General features: G+C 45.7%; 22 protein-coding genes. 20 read left to right on the top strand and 2 right to left on the bottom strand.

Annotated elements, in window-relative coordinates; translation table 11 throughout:
• Positions 1 to 263: 263 nt before the first annotated feature.
• From ACWJJS_RS08120 to ACWJJS_RS08170, 11 genes are all read left to right on the top strand, one after another.
• Positions 264 to 503, top strand: a complete 240-nt coding sequence (locus ACWJJS_RS08120; protein ID WP_003154613.1) for a YkuJ family protein — start codon at positions 264 to 266, stop codon at positions 501 to 503.
• A gap of 122 nt (positions 504 to 625) precedes the next feature.
• On the top strand, positions 626 to 1,144 hold the full coding sequence (locus tag ACWJJS_RS08125; RefSeq protein WP_020955744.1) for a ribonuclease H-like YkuK family protein: 519 nt from the start codon (positions 626 to 628) through the stop codon (positions 1,142 to 1,144).
• A 140-nt stretch (positions 1,145 to 1,284) separates the two neighbouring features.
• Complete coding sequence (gene abbA / locus ACWJJS_RS08130) at positions 1,285 to 1,476, top strand: antirepressor AbbA (protein ID WP_007409618.1); 192 nt, start codon at positions 1,285 to 1,287, stop codon at positions 1,474 to 1,476.
• 143 nt (positions 1,477 to 1,619) lie between these two features.
• Positions 1,620 to 2,063: a cyclic-di-AMP-binding protein CbpB gene (gene cbpB, locus ACWJJS_RS08135; protein ID WP_454023473.1), complete on the top strand. Its 444-nt coding sequence runs from the start codon at positions 1,620 to 1,622 to the stop codon at positions 2,061 to 2,063.
• A gap of 140 nt (positions 2,064 to 2,203) precedes the next feature.
• Positions 2,204 to 3,085, top strand: coding sequence for a transcriptional regulator CcpC (gene ccpC / locus ACWJJS_RS08140; RefSeq protein ID WP_007611101.1), 882 nt, complete (start codon positions 2,204 to 2,206; stop codon positions 3,083 to 3,085).
• Between the two features lie 111 nt (positions 3,086 to 3,196).
• Positions 3,197 to 3,670 carry a flavodoxin gene (locus tag ACWJJS_RS08145; RefSeq protein ID WP_003154604.1) on the top strand — a complete coding sequence of 158 codons (474 nt, stop codon included), beginning with the start codon at positions 3,197 to 3,199 and terminating at the stop codon, positions 3,668 to 3,670.
• On the top strand, positions 3,660 to 4,553 hold the full coding sequence (locus ACWJJS_RS08150; protein ID WP_416406290.1) for a WD40/YVTN/BNR-like repeat-containing protein: 894 nt from the start codon (positions 3,660 to 3,662) through the stop codon (positions 4,551 to 4,553). The genes ACWJJS_RS08145 and ACWJJS_RS08150 overlap by 11 nt, the downstream gene beginning before the upstream one ends.
• Before the next feature lie 26 nt (positions 4,554 to 4,579).
• Positions 4,580 to 5,035: a flavodoxin gene (locus ACWJJS_RS08155; RefSeq protein WP_172614650.1), complete on the top strand. Its 456-nt coding sequence runs from the start codon at positions 4,580 to 4,582 to the stop codon at positions 5,033 to 5,035.
• Between the two features lie 81 nt (positions 5,036 to 5,116).
• Positions 5,117 to 5,827, top strand: a complete 711-nt coding sequence (gene dapD, locus ACWJJS_RS08160) for a 2,3,4,5-tetrahydropyridine-2,6-dicarboxylate N-acetyltransferase (protein WP_007409623.1) — start codon at positions 5,117 to 5,119, stop codon at positions 5,825 to 5,827.
• A gap of 70 nt (positions 5,828 to 5,897) precedes the next feature.
• Complete coding sequence (locus ACWJJS_RS08165; protein WP_070081744.1) at positions 5,898 to 7,022, top strand: N-acetyldiaminopimelate deacetylase; 1,125 nt, start codon at positions 5,898 to 5,900, stop codon at positions 7,020 to 7,022.
• A gap of 60 nt (positions 7,023 to 7,082) precedes the next feature.
• Positions 7,083 to 7,328: a YkuS family protein gene (locus tag ACWJJS_RS08170; protein WP_003154596.1), complete on the top strand. Its 246-nt coding sequence runs from the start codon at positions 7,083 to 7,085 to the stop codon at positions 7,326 to 7,328.
• Positions 7,329 to 7,361: 33 nt separating this feature from the next.
• On the opposite strand, the gene ACWJJS_RS08175 is transcribed toward ACWJJS_RS08170, so the two are convergent.
• Positions 7,362 to 8,168, bottom strand: a complete 807-nt coding sequence (locus ACWJJS_RS08175; protein ID WP_060386912.1) for a mechanosensitive ion channel family protein — start codon at positions 8,166 to 8,168, stop codon at positions 7,362 to 7,364.
• Between the two features lie 287 nt (positions 8,169 to 8,455).
• On the opposite strand from ACWJJS_RS08175, the gene ACWJJS_RS08180 reads away from it, so the two are divergent.
• A complete protein-coding gene (locus tag ACWJJS_RS08180) occupies positions 8,456 to 8,914 on the top strand; it encodes a redoxin domain-containing protein (protein ID WP_070081745.1) in 459 nt (152 codons plus the stop codon).
• Positions 8,915 to 9,365: 451 nt separating this feature from the next.
• The gene (gene rok / locus ACWJJS_RS08185) at positions 9,366 to 9,962 is read left to right on the top strand and encodes a transcriptional regulator Rok (RefSeq protein ID WP_069473385.1); all 597 of its coding nucleotides are present in this window, start codon (positions 9,366 to 9,368) and stop codon (positions 9,960 to 9,962) included.
• 20 nt (positions 9,963 to 9,982) lie between these two features.
• Here rok and ACWJJS_RS08190 read toward each other — a convergent pair whose 3' ends face one another.
• On the bottom strand, positions 9,983 to 10,975 hold the full coding sequence (locus ACWJJS_RS08190) for a coiled-coil domain-containing protein (RefSeq protein ID WP_369614273.1): 993 nt from the start codon (positions 10,973 to 10,975) through the stop codon (positions 9,983 to 9,985).
• A 145-nt stretch (positions 10,976 to 11,120) separates the two neighbouring features.
• Between ACWJJS_RS08190 and ACWJJS_RS08195 the strand changes: the two genes are divergently transcribed.
• The 7 genes from ACWJJS_RS08195 (at position 11,121) to ACWJJS_RS08225 (ending at position 16,310) form a co-directional block, all read left to right on the top strand.
• Positions 11,121 to 11,723, top strand: coding sequence for a molybdenum cofactor guanylyltransferase (locus ACWJJS_RS08195; protein WP_369614272.1), 603 nt, complete (start codon positions 11,121 to 11,123; stop codon positions 11,721 to 11,723).
• Between the two features lie 51 nt (positions 11,724 to 11,774).
• The gene (locus ACWJJS_RS08200) at positions 11,775 to 12,794 is read left to right on the top strand and encodes a molybdopterin-synthase adenylyltransferase MoeB (protein WP_077722145.1); all 1,020 of its coding nucleotides are present in this window, start codon (positions 11,775 to 11,777) and stop codon (positions 12,792 to 12,794) included.
• Between the two features lie 17 nt (positions 12,795 to 12,811).
• Entirely contained in the window at positions 12,812 to 14,104 is a 1,293-nt protein-coding gene (locus ACWJJS_RS08205) for a molybdopterin molybdotransferase MoeA (RefSeq protein WP_063174789.1), read from the top strand.
• The gene (gene mobB, locus ACWJJS_RS08210) at positions 14,065 to 14,586 is read left to right on the top strand and encodes a molybdopterin-guanine dinucleotide biosynthesis protein B (protein ID WP_369614271.1); all 522 of its coding nucleotides are present in this window, start codon (positions 14,065 to 14,067) and stop codon (positions 14,584 to 14,586) included. The genes ACWJJS_RS08205 and mobB overlap by 40 nt, the downstream gene beginning before the upstream one ends.
• Positions 14,587 to 15,057 carry a molybdenum cofactor biosynthesis protein MoaE gene (locus tag ACWJJS_RS08215; protein ID WP_003154579.1) on the top strand — a complete coding sequence of 157 codons (471 nt, stop codon included), beginning with the start codon at positions 14,587 to 14,589 and terminating at the stop codon, positions 15,055 to 15,057.
• Positions 15,054 to 15,287 (top strand): molybdopterin converting factor subunit 1, encoded by a 234-nt coding sequence (gene moaD / locus ACWJJS_RS08220; protein ID WP_007611118.1) that lies wholly within the window; start codon positions 15,054 to 15,056, stop codon positions 15,285 to 15,287. Before ACWJJS_RS08215 ends, moaD begins: the two co-directional genes overlap by 4 nt.
• 324 nt (positions 15,288 to 15,611) lie before the next feature.
• Positions 15,612 to 16,310, top strand: coding sequence for a YIP1 family protein (locus ACWJJS_RS08225; RefSeq protein WP_014304928.1), 699 nt, complete (start codon positions 15,612 to 15,614; stop codon positions 16,308 to 16,310).
• Position 16,311: the final 1 nt, after the last annotated feature.

Genomic DNA, 16,311 nt, shown 5'->3' on the forward strand with positions numbered 1-16,311 from the left:
GTCTCCTCATAAAAAGGCTTCTCCTCACATACATCTGACAATGGCGGCTCAAAAAGCGAAAAATTATTTTTGAAAGGTGTATGACATTCCGAAAAAAGCTTCAAACTATTCGAAAACACAGTTTTCCCGTTTATTTTCTTATTGAAAATCCAGCGGGAAAATGCCATCCCGGTCTACTTTATGGTATGATGCTCTGTAGGACTTGTATTATAATAAATACTTGTTGATTTGAAGTTGTTTTTTGAAAGGAGTCTTTTTTTAGAATGTCACAATTAATGGGTATCATCACGCGGCTGCAAAGTCTGCAAGAAACAGCGGAAGCGGCTAACGAGCCGATGCAGCGTTATTTTGAAGTTAACGGCGAAAAAATTTGCAGTGTTAAATATTTCGAAAAAAATCAAACGTTTGAACTGACGGTTTTCCAAAAAGGTGAAAAACCTAACACGTATCCGTTTGATAACATTGACATGATTTCTATTGAAATTTTTGAGCTCCTTCAGTAATGTGATTTGATTTTTCAGGCTGACCAAGCTTCCGGTCTTCCGCAAGCGGAGCTTTATTAAATCATGCAAAGGAACGTGCTTGTTCGTTTGGTTGTAGACTCTGGAAAGAGGAGTGTCCGTACATGGCTGATTCTTTTCTGTTTTATAATCTTTCTGAGGCACAGATGACCTTTCAAGACGTGACGGAGCGGCTGAAACGCTTTGTCAATAAAGACCCCCGTTCAGCATACGTGCTGTCTGTAGGGACTGATTCACAAGTTTACCGCGACTTCACAAAGTTTATTACGGCTATACACTTGCACCGTACAGGCAAGGGAGCTTGGGGCTGTTTGAAAAATCACGATCTTGCAAGACCGATACATAGCCTTCGCGAAAAAATCTCGCTGGAAACCGCGTTCAGCCAGGAGATGGCTGCGCATATCCTCGACGGCCGTCTTATGGAACTGACAGATTTGCTCTTGCCTTTTGCGGATGAAGGGGCGGATCTTTCATTTGAAGTGCATCTGGATATCGGTCAAAAAGGGCTGACAAAAGAATTGATACAAGAAATGACCGGCCGCATTACCTCGATGGGCATTGAAGCGAAAATCAAGCCCGATTCCTGCACAGCATTCAGTTATGCCAATCGTTACACAAAATAATATTTCATACAGAATCCGCAAAATGTCGAATTATGCGGTTGACGATTTTTTTCTGTTTACTTATTCTAGCGGTAGAGCTGAAAGCAAATTTCACCTTGCTTTCGGAGGTATTCAGTTAAAAATAGGGGGCCTGATTACGTATGAGTCTTATCGGTGAACGATTTACGGAAGAAGAACAGAAACTTCTGCTGAATATCCTGATCAATCAAGAATATGCCATTGAGCTTTTGACCAGCGAAATCAACGATATAGAAGCAGGGTCAAAAAGCGTTGATGGAACCACTTATAAAAAACTCGTAACGCTCTATGACCGTTTTCGGAACGAAAATTAATCAGCGGCCTATAAATTGATACTCGATTGCAAAGAGTATCTTTTTTATTGACGGAAACTTTTCGACAAAAAATGATAATGTTTATATTATTGCAATATAGGGAATACATGCTTTGATGAAAAATGTAAAGGGGTCGAAGTGACATGATTAGCTTACAATCAGATCAGCTTCTTGATGCAACAGTCGGACAATTTATGATCGAGGCGGATAAAGTGGCGCACGTTCAAGTCGGAAACAACCTTGAGCATGCTCTATTAGTGCTGACGAAAACCGGCTATACCGCCATTCCCGTCCTTGACGCTTCGTACCGTCTGCACGGTTTGATCGGGACAAATATGATTATGAACAGCATTTTCGGACTTGAACGGATCGAGTTTGAGAAGCTGGATCAAATTACGGTTGAGGAAGTCATGCTGAAAGACATTCCCCGTCTCCACGTCAATGATCCGATTATCAAAGGGTTCAGCATGGTCATTAACAACGGCTTTGTCTGCGTTGAAAATGATGAAGGCGTCTTTGAAGGCATTTTCACGAGAAGAGTCGTATTAAAGCAGTTGAGCAGTCATATCAGATCATTGAATAAGTAGGCTCGCACGATCAGCCTATTTGTTCTTTCGCATGCCAGAAAAAGAAAACGCATACATATGAGTGGCGCTTGCCTCGGCAGCCTTTATTTGATTAGAATGGTAGATAAGAAATATGAAAAGGCATTGAAAAGGAGGACGACATGCAGCTTCAAGAGCTTCATATGCTCGTAGTTTTAGCTGAGGAATTAAACATGAGGAAGGCTGCCGAACGGTTATTCGTGTCACAGCCGGCTCTGTCCCAGCGATTGCAGACCATTGAAAAAGCCTGGGGAACAAAGATCTTTCTTAGGTCTCAAAAAGGACTTACGGTAACGCCGGCAGGAGAAAAAATCATACAATTTGCAAATGACGTCACGGATCGGCAAGAAAGAATCAGAGAAAACATTGATGAACTTGAGGGTGAGATTCACGGCACATTAAAGCTTGCCGTCGCCTCGATTATCGGGCAGCACTGGCTTCCGAAAGTGTTAAAAACATATGTGGAACGATATCCGAATGCAAAGGTCTCTCTCATTACAGGGTGGAGCAGCGAAATGCTGAAAAGTCTGTATGAAGATCAGGTACATATCGGCATTATCCGGGGAAATCCGGAATGGAAAGGCCGGAAAGATTATTTAATGACCGATCATTTATATTTGGTCGATACGGAAATTTCCTGTATTGATGATATTGCCCATACCGATCGGCCGTTTATTCAATTCAAAAGTGACAGTACATATTTTCAGGAAATTCAGCATTGGTGGCATCAAAAATTCAAAACTTCGCCGAAACAGACCATCCTTGTCGATCAGATTGAAACGTGCAAGCAGATGGCGCTGCACGGGATCGGTTATGCCATTCTGCCGTCAGTCACCTTAGAAGAGGAAGACAAAGTAAATAAAATGCCCCTGCTTGATACAAAGGATCATCCCATCGGCCGTGACACATGGCTGCTCGGTTATGAGCCGGCATTTGAATTAAAACAGGTGCAGGCTTTTGTTTCTGTCATTAAAGATATGCTGAAGCAGGAACGCCCATTTTAGAAAGACAGCAATCATGCTGTCTTTTTTTATTTTTTATTGACAATGAAAATCATTATCATTTAAAGTGTTATATATGTTAATGAAAATCATTATCAATTACGGGGTGATCATATGCAGAAAGCATTAATGATATACGCAAGCATGTCGGGGAATACAGAGGATATTGCCGGCATTATAAAAGAAACACTGAGCGGGCATCAGATAGCGGTTGACTGTCTTGATATGGACGAAGCAGATGCGGATTCTCTCAAAGCATATGATTATGTTTTTGTCGGCACATACACATGGGGGGATGGTGATCTTCCTTACGAAGCGGAAGATTTTTACGAAGATATTCTGCACAGCCAGCTCAACGGACTGAAAACGGCCTGTTTCGGTTCAGGCGATCACGCCTACCCGAAGTTTTGCGAAGCGGTCACGCTGTTTTGCGATGCGTTTGAACAGGCCGGAGCCAATTTATACCCGGAAACGCTGAAAATTGAGCTGGCGCCCGAGACGGCTGAAGATCAAGAATGCTGCAAAGAATTTGTCCGCGGTTTTCTTGCATGGGCCGCTCACCACGGAGACCGGTGCCATGTTTCATAAAGGCGCGACGGCTGTCATGGCATCAGTATCTTCGGGATTTTTTGTGGCTGTGAAAGGCGAAGGTATTTTTCATTTTTCGGCGGAAGAAGGCTGGAAAAGACTATTCCGAGTGAAAAGCAGGATTCATGTGCTGACTTATATAGGGCCCTACATATTCGCAGCTGGAGAAAAAGGCGCCGTCCTCAGATCGGCCGATCAAGGAAAGACTTGGACGGCCTCCCGATTTCCGACCGGCGCCTCCGTATGGGCCGTTGCCGGACGGAATGACGGATTTGTCTGTGCGCACGGCACATACTGCCTCTACTTATCTGATGATTTCGGCGTCACTTGGCATGTGGCTAAGCCCTTTTCACAATTAAAGGAGCCGCCTGTCATCCGTTCGCTTTGTTTACACGGTCAGACGATTTATATCGGCACCCGGATTCATATGAATCATGGCGGCATTTGGGCGTATGATCTGACGGAAGGCCGCATCCGGCGTATAAGCCGCGAAAGGCAGCGCATGACGGCTTCAATGATGATGTATCAGAATGACTGGCTCATTGCAGCAAAGGGCGCTGCAAAGGGAGAACGGGGGGAGGTTGCCGTTCGAAACGTGCGGACGCAAGAGGAGTTTGCCATTACAGCCGGGGACGCTGTAAGGGAAAAGTCATTTCTCGACGTTTCTGAGGATAACGGGACTATTTATGTCACATCGTCACAGGGCGAAAGCGGATTTTCGCGTATTTATCAAGCTGATCTTGCCGCCGGTGAATTAAAGTGGTTTGATACGATCCGCGGTCACGGATGGCGGGTGGCCAACCGGGAAGAAAACTTTTTTTGCGCGGGCCTTTACGAAAGTAAGTTTGTCAGACCGTATGAGGCGGTTCGGCTCGCACATTAGTTTTTATGCATAAAGGAGAGACGAAGATGGGGAATGTATTGCTTGTTTACGCTACAATGTCAGGAAACACCGAGGCGATGGCGGATTTAATTGAAAAAGGGCTGATCGAAGCACAAGCCTCCGTAGACAGATATGAAGCGATGGATATTCATGCCGAACTTTTTAATGATTACGAGTATATTTTATTAGGCACATATACGTGGGGAGACGGGGATCTTCCTGATGAAATGCTCGATATTGCTGAAGATATGGAAAACCTGGAGCTTACGGGAAAAACATTTGCTTTGTTCGGTTCCGGAGATACGTCCTATGAGTTTTTTTGCGGAGCGGTTGACGAATTGGAAAAAGTAATCACGGCCCGCGGCGGGCGGGTGGTGCTGCCGCCGGTCAAAATTGAAAACAATCCTGAGGGCAGTGAGGAAGAAGAGCTCCGGGAATTCGGAAGACAGTTTGCCGCGCTGTGCAGCCAGCCGGCAGAATAAAGGCTTGTTCCTTTTTTTCTTGTCTTTGTATCCTTCCTTTGTTACAGTAATGAGGTAGAAAATCAGAGGAGGACAATACATATGAAAATGATGGATGCAAATGAAATTATTTCATTTATTCAAAATAGTACAAAATCAACGCCTGTAAAAGTGTATGTAAAAGGCGATCTTGAAGGAATCAGCTTTGGCGATTCCGCTAAAACATTCCTGAACGGCCAATCCGGCGTCGTTTTTGGCGAGTGGGCTGAAATTAAAAGCGCAATCGAAGAGAACAAAGATAAAATTGAGGATTACGTCATTGAGAATGACCGCCGCAACTCTGCGATCCCGATGCTTGATTTAAAAGATGTGAAAGCGAGAATCGAGCCCGGCGCTATTATCCGCGACCAAGTCGAAATCGGCGACAATGCCGTTATCATGATGGGTGCATCTATTAATATCGGTTCAGTCATCGGCGAAGGTACGATGATTGATATGAACGTTGTTCTCGGAGGACGCGCGACTGTCGGCAAAAACTGCCACATCGGAGCGGGTTCTGTATTAGCGGGCGTTATTGAGCCGCCTAGCGCTAAGCCTGTTGTCGTAGAAGACGACGTTGTGATCGGCGCAAATGCGGTGGTGCTTGAAGGCGTAACAATCGGTAAAGGCGCGGTTGTCGCCGCCGGAGCCATCGTTGTAAATGACGTCGAGCCATATACCGTTGTAGCGGGAACACCAGCGAAAAAAATCAAAGATATCGATGAAAAAACAAAAGGAAAAACAGAAATCAAACAGGAATTACGCCAGCTGTAAGGAATGGTTTGATAGAATGGGCGTGGATGATAAAATCCACGCCTTATTCTTATCTCAAGGAGGAATACATATGGAAAAAGAGCGGCTCATTGCCATCCGAAGAGATCTGCACCGCATTCCGGAGATCGGCTTTCAGGAATATAAAACCCAGCAGTACCTGCTGAATCTATTAAACCAATATCCGGAAGAAAGAATTGAAATCGAAACTTGGAGAACCGGCATCTTTGTCAAAGTCAACGGCACGGCTCCGGAAAAAATGCTCGCCTACAGAGCGGATATAGACGCTCTGTCGATTGAAGAGCAGACGGGGCTTCCGTTTGCATCTGAGCACCCCGGTTTTATGCACGCATGCGGCCACGATATGCACATGACCATCGCGCTCGGCATTATTGATCATTTTGTCCATCATCCCGTCAAACATGATCTGCTCTTTTTATTCCAGCCGGCTGAAGAAGGACCGGGCGGAGCGGCACCGATGCTTGAAAGCGATGTGCTGAAAAAATGGACGCCGGATTTGATCACCGCCCTCCATATAGCACCTGAGCTGCCGGTCGGCACCATTTCCACCAAAAGCGGATTGCTGTTTGCCAATACGAGCGAGCTTGTCATCGATCTTGAGGGGAAAGGCGGACATGCGGCATATCCGCATACAGCAGACGACATGGTCGTTGCCGCGAGCACGCTTGTCACGCAGCTCCAAACAGTCATATCCAGAAATACGGATCCGCTTGACAGCGCTGTAATTACTGTCGGAACGATTACCGGGGGCACGGCGCAAAATATCATCGCAGAGCATGCTCATTTGGAGGGAACCATCCGGACGCTTTCCGAGGAATCAATGCGTATGGTGAAAAAGCGGATTGAAGAGCTTGTCAAAGGAATTGAAATCGGCTTCCGATGCAAAGGAAAAGTCACGTATCCGTCCGTTTATCATCAAGTTTATAATACAAGCGGCCTGACCGAAGAATTTATGCAATTTGTCAGCGATCATCAGCTTGCTGACGTGAAAACGGCGAAAGAAGCGATGACCGGAGAAGATTTCGGATATATGCTGAAAAAATATCCCGGCTTTATGTTCTGGCTGGGGGCCGATTCATCCCACGGGCTTCATCACGCAAAGCTGAACCCGGATGAAGATGCGATGGAAACCGCGGTAAATGTCATGGTCGGATATTTTTCGAAGTATGCCAATTAAATCCGAAAAGAAGAATAATCTAACAAAAATTGAGCATTCTACATAACGGAGGTGTTCAATATGACGAAAAAAATTGGAATTGAACAATCTTTATCGGATGTAGAACAGGCGTTAAAACAAAAAGGATATGACGTAGTGATGATGAAGACTCCTGAGGATGCGAAGAATTGTGACTGCTGTGTCGTAACCGGACTTGACAGCAATGTTCAAGGAATTGCTGATACGTCAACTCAGGCTCCCGTCATTACGGCTTCCGGAATGACCGCCGACGAAATCTGCAGCGAAGTGGAAAAAAAATTTCATTAAAAAGAAAAAACCGAAGCTTACGCTTCGGTTTTTCTATTCGGCGGAAGCGGCGTTTTTAAAACGGTCAAGCGCGATTTTTATTTCTCTCCGCAGTACGCGTTCAACCCGCCATTGCTCCATATTTTCTGTTTTGGCAATGATTCTGATCACCATTTCTGACGTGCTTAAATCTTGAACCCCGATGACGTCCGGCCCTTCCTTAATCTGCGGGAGCTCAGCGGCTGCTTTGTCACACGCGGTTTGAAGGATTTGAATGGTTTCATCAAGATTTTTTTCAAGCGGCACTTTAATATCGACAAGCGCCTGCATCGTTCCGCGGGAATGGTTGCTCACATTCGTGATGCCCCGGTTGGGAAGATAGTGAAGCGTGCCGTCAAAGCTCCGGATTTGCGTCGTACGGAGACCGACCTGCTCGACAATGCCGCTGTAGCCGGCAACCGTAATATAATCACCGACGTCAATCTGTTTTTCCAAAAGGATAAAAAATCCGGTGACGATGTCACTGACAAGCCCCTGAGCCCCGAAGCCGACTGCGAGACCGACCACGCCGGCGCCGGCAATGAGAGCGCTCGGATTGTAGTGAAATAAATCCAAAATCATCACAATAAAAACGAATATCAGGATGTATCCATACACATTGAGCGCGAGGCTTCGCAAAGTATAAGCGCGGCCCGTGGAGAGGTTGTTTTGTTGCTCGAATTTCTGAAACAGATGCTTGATCAGCTTTTTTCCTGCCGTCCGGAAAATAAAGTACGCTAAAATAATGAGAGCCAGCTTTATGATGAAAATCCCGGCAGATGTGAGAAGCCCGGCCCAATCAAAGTGTTTTAAATCAATCATAGTGATGTCTTCCTTTCAAGTCTATTGCGGAAAAAGCTAAAAGTGATATACCCGTTTTTTAAATAAGATAAACCTTTTCATAGAAACCAGTTATTACATTTATGGTTTGTTCATATTGCCCCGGTTTCAATATCTTCATTTTTGTGAAGATATGTACTAAAGAATCTCCACACTCATTTTAACATGGTGATTCAGCCAAATCATATCCTTTGGAGAGAAAACAGGAGGACGTTGCCCGGCGGACTGAAAGCCCCGGCAAAAAACTTTTTCATAAGGAGGGAAATGAGATGAAATTACATCAGCAAATGCCTGAATTGCCCGGCGCTAAAGCATGGATTAACAGAGAAGTCACGAAGGAACAGCTGGTCGGCGGAAAGCCGGCACTGATTCACTTCTGGTCCGCCAGCTGCCGCATGTGTAAAGAAGCGATGCCTGAGGTGAACGGGTTTCGTGATAAATATAAAGATCAGCTGAATGTGTTGGCCGTCCACACGCCCCGTTCCGAAGACGATCTTGATCTTGAGAAAATCAAGAAAACAGCGGCTGAGCACGATATCTCTCAGCCGATTTACGTCGATAGCGATCATACGCTGACTGACGTATTTGAAAATGAATATGTGCCGGCTTATTACGTTTTTGATAAAAACGGACAGCTCCGCCATTTTCAAGCGGGAGAGAGCGGGATGAAAATGCTTGAAAAACGCATCAGCCGGGTACTTTCAGAAACGGAGCAGGCTTCTGAGTAATCGGGACAATCTCCGTCGGACTATTGTCTCGGTTCTGCAAACCCTTTGCCGTTAGGTAACAGGGTTTTTTTGTGTCTATTGGATAAAAAATTCCAATATGACATGTGTGGCTTAAAAAATAAGAGAAACAGCGGTAAACACGCTGTACCGCTTGTTTTATCCATATCATTATCTTTTACATATTATAGTCGAAAATTGTAGATATCACGCTAATTTTCATTAAACAAGTAATTTCAAGTTATATTTTGAAATGGTTGAATAAATTGGAACTTTGTCCAGAATCCCCTATATGATAAGGGATTTTTGTATATAAAGTACCATTTTCAGAAAATAAGCAATTTTTCATAGAGTAAATAAAATAGTAAAATGATAAAATAATAGTTGATAAAATTACTTTTGTAATCTAATATCTTAATAAAAGCGTTTAAATTTTTGACAGGGGGTTTTACACATGTTTAATGAAAGAGAAGCGCTGCGCTTACGTTTAGAACAATTGAACGAAGCAGAGGTAAAAGTCATTCGTGAATATCAAATAGAACGTGATAAAATATATGCAAAACTGAGAGAATTAGACAATACAGGCAGCCTGTCCGATACAAAAAAAGAGTTTCGTCCGGAGAAAAAAAGTGACTCCCTCCCGGTGCTTGCAGAGCTTGCAGCACAGGAAATGAGAAGCTATCAAAAGCCGCAGACACAGCCTCAATCCTCCCAGCAGCAGATGCAGTCTATTACGTCTCTTCCCGCAGGCATTCCAGACGGTTCTACAAGAAGAAGAAGAGGGACGGCGAGACCGGGATCAAAAGCGGCAAAACTGCGCGAAGCAGCGATTAAAACATTGAAACGCCACAATGCAGCGATCAAAAGTTCCGAACTGCAAAAGGAAATTGAAAAGGAAAGCGGCCTTGAAATTCCTAATATGACAACATTTATGCAAAGCTTAATTAAAATGTATCCGGAAGTGAAAAAACCATACCGCGGCCAATATATTCTTGAGGGAGAAATTTCTCAGGAAACAGCAGAAACGGCAAATGATACGGCTGCTGAATAAAACAGTAAAAACTGCTTGCGTTACTCAAGCAGTTTTTTTGCGCTTTCCCGCTTATTCTGCGGAAGTGACGCATCTTTTTCAGGCTTTTTTTCAAGCTTGACAACATATTTTTGGAAAGGCTTTTCGCCGTCAGTGCGTTCTTTCAACGCATCCAGTTTTTCATCAAACGACTGATCGCGGGACTCTGATTGTACAAATTGTTTTTGCAGGGAGATGACTTGTTCGGTAACGGCTGTAAGCAAGTCTTCTGCCTGAACAGTCTCTTTGGAAACGGAAGGAATTTCCAGAGTTTGTTCCGCCGGTTCCGCCGTGCGGCTGTCAATATCAGCAAAATGGCCGGCAATCCAAGCATCACTTTCGTCCAGCTGCCGTTTATACGAAAGAATGGTTTCTTGAAATAACTTTTCTTTCGTTTTTTCTATTTCTACAAGCCGTTCTTTTGTTTCTAGTATTCGATCTCTCATATGATTAATTTCTATTTTAATATGTTTGAGCTGGTATTCTTTTTCTATCATTTGTGTTTGGAGCCGGCTATTTTCGTCTGCAGCGGCATGATAACGCTGTTTCATATCTTCGTGAGAAGTCCGTTCGGTTTGAACGGCGGTCTCAAGTGAGCGGATGCGGGTATGTAAGTTTTTATTTTCTTCTTCAAATTTTATATTTGTAAGATGCAGACGATGCTTTTCTTCCATCTCATTTTTCCGCCGAAACGTTTCCTGCTGAAGCAGTTCTTGCAGAATGACGATTTTATCGAGCAGCCCGGCTCTGATTTCATGCAAAGAACGCTCCGTGTCACTTGTCTGTTTGTGTTTTTGAGCCATGGCTTCCAATTCGTCAGAAAGCTTGTGAAGCCGCTCTTTAATATTGGCGTTTTCCTCCTGAAGCTTATTGTTTTTTTGATGGAAGTAGCTTGCTTCAAATTCCGAAATTATTTTTCTGCATCTGGAAAGTTCGGATTTCAAGTAAAGGTTCTCTTGAGAAGTGTCGTGGAAAAACGGACCTGATATTTTCATAAGAACCATCTCCCTCATGATGTTAACACTACAATATGGGAAAGGAACAACGGCTATTCCTCTTAATTAAACAGACAAGCACCGTAATATTGTATTTCGGCTGAGGCGTTTGCTATGCTTTTATATAGAATGGGAGAGAGATGACATGAAACGGGTGAATGTAATATTAGCGGGGGGAGCTTCCCGAAGATTCGGAGAACCGAAAGCTTTTGCAAAGTGGAAGGGCGGCATGTTTTATGAACAGGCGAAAAAAGCCTTCGGCGGCGGAGAAACGGTGATTATCAGCCGCCCTGAGCATATAAAAAAGTTCTTATCAAACAGGGAGCGGCATGTTTTTGCCGATGAGCCGCTGTTTCGGGGAATGGGCCCGCTTGCCGGCATATATACGGCAATGGAACAAACGGAAGGCGAAACATATACGGTCATATCCTGTGACACGCCGCTCGTGACAAGAAAAACGATGGCTGCGCTTGAAAAGAAGCTGACCGGAAACCTGGATGCTGTCATACCGGTTTGTGAAAACAGAGAGCAGCCCCTCTTGGCGGTTTACCATAAACGGGTGCAGGATGTGCTTTTTGATCAGCTGACACAAAACAAACTGAAAATGACAGACACGCTGAAACGGCTGTCTGTCTGTTATGTGCAGGCTGAAGACATCGGCGCCGGGCCGGAGGAGTTCGCTAATGTCAACACACGGGATGATTACACCAGACTTTTGGCGCATGTCGAGTCTTCAAATCAGGACTGATCGGGAAGAAACATGGTATGATGGAAATAAAAATGCAAGGGGACAACACAGATGGAAGAGCGCTATTCGCGGCAGACAAGATTTAAGCCGATAGGGGAAAAAGGGCAGCAGGCGCTGGCTGACAGCAGTGTCCTGATTGTCGGAGCCGGAGCCCTCGGAACAGCCGCGGCAGAGGGCCTGGCAAGAGCCGGAGCGGGCCGTATGGCGATTATTGACCGGGATTATGTGGAATGGAGCAATTTACAAAGACAGCAGCTGTATACAGAAGAAGACGCGAGACAGCGCCTGCCGAAAGCAATGGCGGCCAAGGCGCGTCTTTTAGAGGTAAACAGTGATATACATATCGATGCTTACGCGGCGGAAGGTACGGCGGAAACACTTGAACCGCTGATCGAACAAGCGGATTGCATCGTGGATGCGACAGATAATTTTGAAACGAGAATGGTCATCAATGATCTGGCGCAGAAAACGAAAACACCTTGGATTTACGGTGCCTGTGTCAGCAGTCAGGGAATGTGCATGACGATTATTCCGGGGGTTACGCCGTGTTTATCCTGCCTGTTTGAGCAAATGCCCGTGGGCGGAGCGACATGTGATACAGCAGGCATCATACCTCCGGCGGTTCATATCGTCTCCGCTTATCAGCAGGCTGAGGCGCTGAAATTGCTGACAGGAAATCATGCGGCGGTAAATCGGCGCTTTTTCACGTTTGACGTGTGGAATAACACCAATATGAGCATAAATGTGGATCAGATCAAACGGGATCATTGCCCTTCCTGCGGCGCGGAGCCCGTATATCCGTATCTGCAGCCTGAAAACAGGCCGAAAGCAAGCGTGCTGTGCGGAAGAGACACCGTTCAAATCAGATCGGAAGCCTTAAAGAGGCTGGATAAAGAAGAGCTTGTCAAACGTCTGAAGCAGATCGGTAAAGTGGAAGCAAATGAATTTTTGCTGCACATGGCGTACGAGCGCTTCAGAATCGTTATTTTTCAGGACGGACGGGCTCTGATTCACGGTACAAACGATATAAAAGAAGCGAATTCAGTTCTGGCCAGAGTGATCGGACTGTAGAAAGGGGATGTATTGCGATGCTTGAAAAAAGAACGCCGATTCAGGTGGACGAAGCAGTCCGCCGGGTGAGCCGGTATAAAAAAAAGGGGGATACCGAATGGGTGGCGCTTGAGGACAGTCTCCACCGCTATTTGGCGGAGGATGTTAAGGCGGATCATGATGTGCCGGCTTTTAACCGTTCTCCGTATGACGGGTTTGCCATCAGGGCGAGCGATTCAAAAACGGCTTCCCGTGACAATGCCGTCACCTTTGAAGTCATTGACCATATCGGAGCCGGCGCCGTGTCAGAAAAAGAACTCGGGCCTTATGAAGCGGTCCGCATTATGACGGGGGCGCAGATTCCCAAAGGCGCGGATGCCGTAGTGATGCTTGAGCTGACAAAAACGTTTTCTGAAAACGGCACGAATTACATGTCAGTGAAACGCCCTTTTCATGCGGGGGATAATATTTCATATCAAGGAGAAGATGCGAAAAAAGGCAGCTCGCTATTAAAAAAAGGGACGAAAATCACGCCGGGCGTAACCGCTCTTTTAGCAACCTTCGGCTATGCTTCCGTTCCCGTGGTCAGAAAGCCGGTTGTCGGCATTATCGCAACGGGAACCGAGCTTCTTCATGTCAGCGATCCGCTTGAGCCGGGGAAAATCCGCAACAGCAACGCTGCCATGGTGTATGCCCAGGTCATTGAAGCGGGTGCGGTACCGCTGAACTTAGGGAAAATTTCCGATGATTTTGATGACAGCTATGCTGCGGTGAAGGAAGCTATGAAAAAAGTTGATTTTCTGATCACGACCGGCGGCGTGTCAGTCGGCGATTTTGATTTTCTTCCGGACATTTATAATAAGCTCGGAGCGGAAGTTCTTTTTAACAAAGTGGCAATGCGCCCGGGGAGCGTGACAACTGTCGCCCGGGCCGATGACATGCTGCTGTTCGGCCTTTCAGGCAATCCGTCCGCATGTTATGTCGGATTCACCCTGTTTGTCAAACCGATGATTCAGACGTGGCTTCTGAATGAAAAACCTCATTCCGGATGGGCGGAAGCCGTGTTAACAAACGACTTTCCGAAGCCGAATCCATTTACGAGATTTGTGAGGGCGTTTGTTTATCATAAGGACGGAAAAATGATGGCGTCACCGGTCGGTCTCGACAAATCAAGCTCAGTCACATCTCTTGCCGAAGCAAACGCGTTTATCCTTCTGCCGGGAGGAACGAGGGGATATGAAGCGGGCCGGACGGTTCACGCGCTCCTCATCCGTGATGAGAATGGAAGTGAATGGCCGTGGTCAATTCTTTCCCGATCGTCCAGATCGTAGGTTTTCAAAACAGCGGTAAAACAACGTTTATTGAACGTGTGCTGAAAGCTGCGCCGAAAGAGTGCGATATTGGATGTTTAAAACATCACGGACATGGCGGAGAACCGGAACCTTTTTCTGACGGAAAAGACTCGGAGCGTTTTTCAAAAGCCGGAGCCGCGGTTACGGCAGTAGAAGGGGACGGCGTCCTGCAGCTTACGGCGCGAAAAAAATGGGATCTGGCGGGTTTGATCAGTCTGTATGAATGTCTGGGAATTGACGGTCTTCTCATAGAGGGATTTAAACATGCGCCGCATCCGAAAATCATTATGATCAAAAACAGCGAAGATTGGCAAAAGCTGAAGCATTTGGAGCGCGTGATCGCGGTTGTCAGCAGAAATACGGAGCATATGCCGGCAGATGCGGGCAAGCCCGTATTCCATTCGGACGATCCGGCTGCCATTATGTTTGTGCTTTCGCAGCTGAAAGGGGAATCTGCTTAAATGGAACGTTTTCAAATTACAAGGGAACCTATCATTGCGGAAAATATCGTAAAAAAAGTTGAAAAGCGTGAAGCCGGCGCCATCACAACGTTTATCGGCACGGTCAGAGAGTGGACTGCAGGACGGCGGACAGTGCGTCTAGAATATGAAGCGTATGAACCGATGGCTGTTCAAATGCTTTCTCAAATCGGCAGTGAAATCAGCGCGAAATGGGAAGGAGCCGAAGCTGCAATCACTCACCGTGTCGGCGTCCTTGATATCGGTGAAGCAGCGGTCGTAATCGCCGTGTCTTCTCCGCACAGAAAGGCGGCATATGAGGCGAATGAATATGCAATTGAACGGATAAAACAGATTGTGCCCATATGGAAAAAGGAAATCTGGGAAGACGGGGAAGAATGGATAGGCGATCAGCTGGAAACAACGCCCTATCCGAACGGAAAACCGGATTTGGATAAAGGGGAATCGCGATGATTAAAGTATTATTATTTGCCGGGCTTGCGGAGCAGGCGGGAACACCGGTCATTGAACTTGACGAAAAAGAGACGGCGGCGTCTGCTGTAAAAACGCTGTTAAAGGAACGGTACGGCCTTCAGACGATTGACAATGCCATGATCGCAATCAATGAAACATATGTAAAAGACAACAGCACCGTAACAGAAGGTGATACCATTGCCTTTATCCCTCCTGTAAGCGGAGGGTGAAAAAAGAGCCGGGTGTGCATCATTGCCATCCGGCTCTTTTTGTATATAGGCGCTGAATTTCAGAGAATATTTAAATGGGATTTAAAGGGTTTTGCAATTGAGGCGGTTTTCACTGCATGAATAGGCTGATAACAGTGCCTTTACGAGGTTTTGAGCCACCCGTCATACCGATCTGACGATGCTTTTTTTTACATAATTATGGAACGTAAAGCTGAGAATTTGTGTTACAATTTAGCATAAATACGCAAACGGCAAAAAAATTGAAACTTCTCTCAGCCTAAAGCGTACGTATAAACAGAATAATACATAGGAGGCATCAGCAATATGGAACCAAACCTGGAAAAAAGCAATGCGGCAGTAACGGAAAAGCCGTCAATTTTCGGCGTCATTACAAGTCCTGTTGTGCAGTTTAAAAGATTAAAAGAAAAGCCGGTCATCGGCATTCCTCTCCTGATTGTCATCATTCTCATCGCGGCCGGCAGTATTTTGCGCGGGCTCGGAATGAATTATGAAGAACTGCTGAACAGCTCATCTCTTGACGGATTGACCGATGATCAGATTGAAATGACCAAAACCATTGCGAAATTCGGCTCGATTTTCGGAGGGATTTTCGGAGGCATTATCGGTCTCTTTATCGTTCCGCTTATTTATTGGCTGTGCGTCAAAATTTCAGGCGGCGTGACAACTTATAAAAAAATGCTCTCACTCGGCCTCTTTACTGCATTTATTACTAACATCGGCTTAGTCATTAACGGACTTGTCATTTATTTTACCGGTGCGGGCTCACTGTACCCTGTCACATCTTTGGCGAGTGTCATACCGGCCGGAGACGGCGTATCGGTCTTTTTAAGCGCGATCGATATTTTCAGCATCTGGAGCTATATTCTGCTCGCTTTGGGACTTCGCTATACAGGCGGTATTTCGAAAAAAGCGGCCTGGACTTCCGCGATTGTCCTGTTTGTTATTATGCTTTTGGTTTCGGCAGTCGGAGGACTGTTAAGTTCAGTGACAGCAGGTGTATAAC

It is taken from the genome of Bacillus sp. JK106 (assembly GCF_053663355.1).